The organism is Streptomyces sp. NPDC050636, assembly GCF_040654775.1.
Lineage (GTDB): Bacteria > Actinomycetota > Actinomycetes > Streptomycetales > Streptomycetaceae > Streptomyces.
On record NZ_JBFAIP010000195.1, the window covers coordinates 1 to 5,151 of the forward strand.

Annotated in this window: 4 protein-coding genes and 1 pseudogene; 1 reads left to right on the forward strand and 4 read right to left on the reverse strand. The window is 66.6% G+C overall.

The genetic code is table 11. The annotated features are described in order from the left end of the window. Window positions 1–102 precede the first annotated feature (102 nt). Window positions 103–311: pseudogene (locus AB0I10_RS40145) on the reverse strand (transposase); the annotation flags it as partial. A gap of 388 nt (window positions 312–699) precedes the next feature. Here AB0I10_RS40145 and AB0I10_RS40150 point away from each other — a divergent pair. Further along, window positions 700–1,287, forward strand: a complete 588-nt coding sequence (locus AB0I10_RS40150; protein WP_363157691.1) for a class I SAM-dependent methyltransferase — start codon at window positions 700–702, stop codon at window positions 1,285–1,287. A 42-nt stretch (window positions 1,288–1,329) separates the two neighbouring features. Here AB0I10_RS40150 and AB0I10_RS40155 read toward each other — a convergent pair whose 3' ends face one another. The 3 genes from AB0I10_RS40155 to AB0I10_RS40165 form a co-directional block, all read right to left on the reverse strand. After that, on the reverse strand, window positions 1,330–2,262 hold the full coding sequence (locus AB0I10_RS40155; protein ID WP_363157692.1) for a DUF6454 family protein: 933 nt from the start codon (window positions 2,260–2,262) through the stop codon (window positions 1,330–1,332). A 1,124-nt stretch (window positions 2,263–3,386) separates the two neighbouring features. Beyond that, window positions 3,387–4,442 carry a hypothetical protein gene (locus tag AB0I10_RS40160; protein ID WP_363157693.1) on the reverse strand — a complete coding sequence of 352 codons (1,056 nt, stop codon included), beginning with the start codon at window positions 4,440–4,442 and terminating at the stop codon, window positions 3,387–3,389. Window positions 4,443–4,590: 148 nt separating this feature from the next. Next, window positions 4,591–4,908 carry a GNAT family N-acetyltransferase gene (locus AB0I10_RS40165; protein WP_363157694.1) on the reverse strand — a complete coding sequence of 106 codons (318 nt, stop codon included), beginning with the start codon at window positions 4,906–4,908 and terminating at the stop codon, window positions 4,591–4,593. Window positions 4,909–5,151: the final 243 nt, after the last annotated feature.

Below are 5,151 nucleotides of genomic sequence, written 5' to 3' on the forward strand. Positions count from 1 at the left end.
TGCCCAAGCTTGGTCACACGATGGGTGGGGAGATCAACTGAGCAGGTTTGGCCCACCGCAGATCAGGGGGTGGGGAGATTCAAAGAGCCCTATCAGGCCTGGGTCGAAGCGCAGGCGGGTCTGCGCGATCCGGTGGAGGGCGGCGTTGGCCTGCCGGTCGCCGCCGCGGTTCAGCCGGCGGTGATGGTGTCGGCCCGAGAGTGCTCGATAGGGCTGACCCCGCAAAGCGCCGCGAAGGACGCCTCGCTGCCCAGGCGTTGAGGGTTGTCGCCCATGGTGATCAGCAGGGTGACGGCACTGTCCGGACCGATGCCCGGTGCCTCCGTTGCCGCCTGCGCCGTAGGGGCCAGTGGGCGCGGCGCCCCCGGTGCCGCCGCGTCCGGCCGGTCCGCCGAATCCGTCCTGGGTGCGGGGGCCGTTGTCGTAGTTGCCGTCGCCGCCCTTGGTGCCGCGGGCACCGCCGGTGCCGTCGCCGCCCTGGTGGCTTCGGCTGCGTCCGCCGCTTGCTGCTCGTCGGCTTCCCGGCGATTGCCGGGCGACCCGGGTGGCGCCGGAAGGGCCGCCGGCGCCTGCGTGGCGAAGCATCGTTGCGGCCGCAAGCGGGCTCCACCGGCCAGACCGGGTCCGTTCCCGGCCGTTCCGATGCCGGGTGGCAGCGTGCCGTTTGTTCTCTGTTCGGCCGGGGGTAGCTGTCGGGCCATGCGTGATGTGATGCGGGAGCGGTACTACCGGCATCGTGCCCCGGTCTACGACGAGACCAGCTATCGCGGCGACCATGTGGTGAACGCTGGACTGGACCGTGAGACGGCCGAGATCGGGAAACTGCTCGCCGCGCTGCCCGGCGGGCGGGTGCTGGACGTCGGCTGTGGGACGGGAGTGTGGACGCAGTTTCTGCGCGGCGAGGTCGTCGCCCTGGACCAGAGCGTGGAGATGCTGGCACTGACGCGTGTCCGGGTGCCGGGGGTGCGGCAGGTGCAGGCACTGTTTCCGCCGCTGCCGTTCGGCACCGGCGCCTTCGACCGCTTGGTGACCGGCAACTTCTATGGACTGCTGAGACCGCGTGAGCGGGCCGTCTTCCTCGCCGAAGCGCGTCGTACGGCCCGCGAGCTGATCGTGATCGACCTGCGCAGTGACGGTGACCGGCACGAGGAGAAGACCGAGCGGCGAACCGTCGACGGGACGACGTACCCGATCTACCGGCGTCGCTTCACCCCCGACAGCCTGAGTTCGGAGCTGGGCGGTGAGCTGATGTACTGCGGGCTCTACTTCCTGGCCGTACGGGTGTGACAGGGACGTGCTCCGGTCGGCTGTCGCCCGCGAGTCCGGAGGTCATGCCAGCGGCGTCTCCAGGATGAGGAGGTGGGAGTCGCCCGGCGCTTCGCCGTCGTCGGGGGCGGCGAACATCCGCAGAACGCTGCCGTCGTTTTCCAGGTGGACCGCGTTGTAGGTGACGACGCGGCCGTTCGGTGACAGGGCCGTCACCGGAGCCTCATGCTCGATCCGGCCGGACTGGATGTCGACGACGGCGATACCGCCGAGGCTGAAGGCGGCGGCGTCCGCGAGGGGGTATTCGGCGACGCCGGTGCACACCATGTGGCCGCTGCCCGCGGTCACGCACGTCTGGTAGTCGACGAAGTGGCTCTTGTTGTCGGCCTGGTGGGTGAGGTGCCCGTCGGTGGTGAAGGTGAGCAGGCGCCTGGATCCCCAGGTGACGGCGTGCAACAAGCCGGTCTGCCGGTCGCGGACGATGCCGCCGATGTGGTCGTCGAAGCGGAACGCCTCGTGAACTGCGAGGGTGTCGGGGTCCACCCGGTAGACGATGGAGTGCGAATCGGGCCGGTATTCGGCGGTGGGTACCCACAGGGATTCGCCGTCGAAGTCGATGCCGCCGGGGTGGTAGACGGTCCCCTCACCCACGGTCGTGTGGCCGAGTGCCGCACCGCCGGTGTCCGTGACGAACACGTGCCCCACGCCCCGGCCTGGGGAGCGGTCGTAGCCGTGCACGGGCCTGTCGTACGGCCGGGTCGCTTCGACGATCTCCGCGGTCGAGACGTACAGGCGGTGATCGTGGCCTCGGGTGATGCCCTGGGGGTGGTAGGCGGGGAAGTCGAACGGTACCTTTCCCACCACCGTCCAGGCTGTGCCGCGGGTAAGCTGCCGGACCGCACTGACAACGGCTTCGTTCGAGTCGTCGTGCGCCGCAACGGAAACAGGGGAGTTCGAGGATCCAGGGGCCGCAGGAGATTCACAAGCGTCGCTCATGCCCCGTCAACGACCGCTCCTCAGGCGTGTAACGGGGATCCGGCTGACACGCGATCCGCCAAACCCGGTGCGTGGAAGCACGATTGAGCAAAGGGCTGACGGGCGTACCAGTCCCCTCTCACTTCAACCGGACGGCACCGTGCTGGCCCTGAGAATCCTGCCGCTTCGAGCACAGCGCCGGTCCTGAGTGACCGTTCTCGTACGGGCCCATCGAGGGCGAGACCCGATGCCCCCTCGGCGCGAAGCAATGCAGGGCTGGTGTTGCCGTCGGTGACCAACCGGAACACATCTCGTCAATAGGCAGCCCGGGCTTCGACGCTGTTCCTGGACCAGTCGACAGACCCCCCGAGCGACATTCCGCTGCAGGCAGCGGATGATCTCGCGCCGGGTCTTCCCCTGCCCGTCCGCCGAACACAGGTCCCCGTCGGCACCATCAGACGGGGCCCCTCAAATCACACGCGCTGTCACAGACACCCCAATGACTGGGGGTCGGTGGAGACCGCCCGGGCCAGGTTGAAGACCTCTCAGGCTGCATAGCGGTCGACACGCCTGTGACTGGACACTTCGGTCATAGATCTCATGAGTCAGACCCCCGTCAGGGACGGCACTGCGCAACCCTCCCATTGGCCCCGGCACACCGACACGAACTGATCAGAGCCGCATGGCTTCGAACGAACCGGCGCTCAATCTGGCTTTGACGGGCTGACACCGTGTTGACTACTCGCCCATTCGTGACCGGCATTGACGAACGGCTTGTGGCCCTGCGGAGCATCACCGCGGACGTGAGGTCGACACTTGCTGAGCAGGAACGTCAACGGGCAGGGCCGCCGTTTTCCCATAGGTGCCGCTCGGAAACAGTCCCCGCACGGGCCCCGTCCACTCCTCTCCGCGCCCCAGCACCCCGCGCCGACGCTGGGACCAGGCTGCGCGCTGCGGATCCCAGGCAATCACAATCGCGCCGCGGCCGACGGCGCCTGGGGAGTCGCGATGCACGCAGCCTCAAAGAGACAGTACGGCCGACGCCCTCCGAAGGCGGTTGACGTTGCCGAAGCACTGAGTCCACCTCTACTCGCTGAGGTGGAGCGGAAATTGGGCGTTGAGCCGGAAGCGGATGACCGTCCGTTTTACTGCCAGTATTTCTCGTCCTCTTCTCGCCGGATCCGGTCCTGGCAGTCGGTGCAAAGCAGTTGACCGGTGATCTTGAAGTTCTCGTCGTCTTTGGGCCAGAAGCAGCCGCAGCCCTTGCACAGGCCAAGGTCGTCGAACTCCTTGGTGCAAACGAGGCAGTACATTGCGCTGTTACTCGACGGATGCACGAATACGGCGCAGTCGAGGAGCGCATGGGCGTGGCAAGACGGACAGTCCATGCCGGGGCTGCCTTGAGGGTCGGGGTCGCGCCAGACGTCAGCCAGCAGTTGCTTCACGGTCCAGGCTACGGAGCAGAAGTGGCACCGCGCTCCATCGGCGTCGACAACTAGTGCGTCCTGCCGGCATTCGGTGCAGTGGGCGGTGCGACGCTCAAGGCCGGCCAGATCGTTGCCGCGTAGCCGGTTCATGCGCTGGCGGACGAAGGACTTGATGTCGGTGAGACGTGTCCGGGCCATCTCGAGGTCCGGGTGGATCGATGCCAATTCGTCGGGGCCAAGTTTCGGGAGCAGCTCGGTGTCCAGGAATCGCATTAGGAAGTCGAGGACGATAGCTGCGCGGGATTCAACAGCGCGCACGTTGTGCTGGAAGCCGTAGTGCTGAAGGGCATTCCGGTCTCGTGCGAGGTCCTTGAGTGCCTTGGCCTCCGCGGCGCCGATAGGGACCTGGGCTATGTTGCGCAACCGTTCCACGGCTGCGTTGGTGGTGCAGCTCTCGAAGGAGAAGTCGGCGAGGCTGTCGCGCGTTGCGGTGGCGGGGTTACTGAAGACCAGGCTCCAGTGTTCGCGCTGCAGGCGCGCCTTCAGCAGCACCTCTACGGCTGCCTGAAGGTGAAGGACCGCGTACTTGACTGAGCGCGGGCCCGGAAGGTACTCCTCGCCGCGGGTTAGGGCAGGTGAGCCGAGGTGCTGAACGACGCTGGCCAGGTAATCGACGCCATTACGGACCGGCGGGTAGTCGATCGAGACGGGGGTAGGCCGACCGGACCCGCTGTCCTGGGATGCCGCCTGTTCCGTTGCGCTGATTTCGTCCACGCACCCATCTTCGCGCAGAGGACCATCGCGACCGCCGCCGGTGTCCCTCTCGTCGTCGCACCAGTAGAGGTGACAGGACGCTATGAGCGGAGGAACCCGCCCGCCATGACCTGCTGAAGATGTGAGCGGGCGGACGAAGCCTGGACCTTCAGGACGGAGCTTGTACCGGAGGGCGCACCATGTCGCCGTAGTAGCCGCGGTACCCTGGCGTTTCACCGGGTTCAGGGATGTAAGTGAATCCGAGCTTGAGCCACACCTCGTACAGCTCGCGGTCCCACGCGGACAACATGATCTGCTGGTTGGACACCCGAGCGAACAAGTCCTCGACCAAGGCGCGTGCCACTCCCGTCTTTCGAAACTCGGGGGAAACGCGGAGCTCGTAGAGCCTGACGTAGCCGGGATCGTCGCCTGCCGCGCGCTGCAGGCTGGAGATGAAGCCATCCCATACACACGCCTTGGTCGGGATCCTCGGCGATCAGGGCGTGCAGCGCCTCCGCCAGGGAGGCGGCCCCCTCCTGCTTCTCGACGGTGACCGTCCAGCCCTCGGTGTTGTCGCTCATCCATTCGACGTCGGCTGGATGAGCGTCACGGACCCTGATCTTCATGCTCCCTAGCCTAAGGCGTGTTTGAGATGTGGTCAGAGTGTTTGCCGTATCAGGGTGAGTTGGATGGTGGCTTCGTAGCGGACGGCGAGCTTGTCGAAGCGTGT

Coding starts and splice junctions, on each gene's coding strand:
- AB0I10_RS40150 (WP_363157691.1), top strand. CDS start 700: ATGCGTGATGTGATGCGGGAGCGGTACTACCGGCATCGTGCCCCGGTC.
- AB0I10_RS40155 (WP_363157692.1), bottom strand. CDS start 2,262: ATGAGCGACGCTTGTGAATCTCCTGCGGCCCCTGGATCCTCGAACTCC.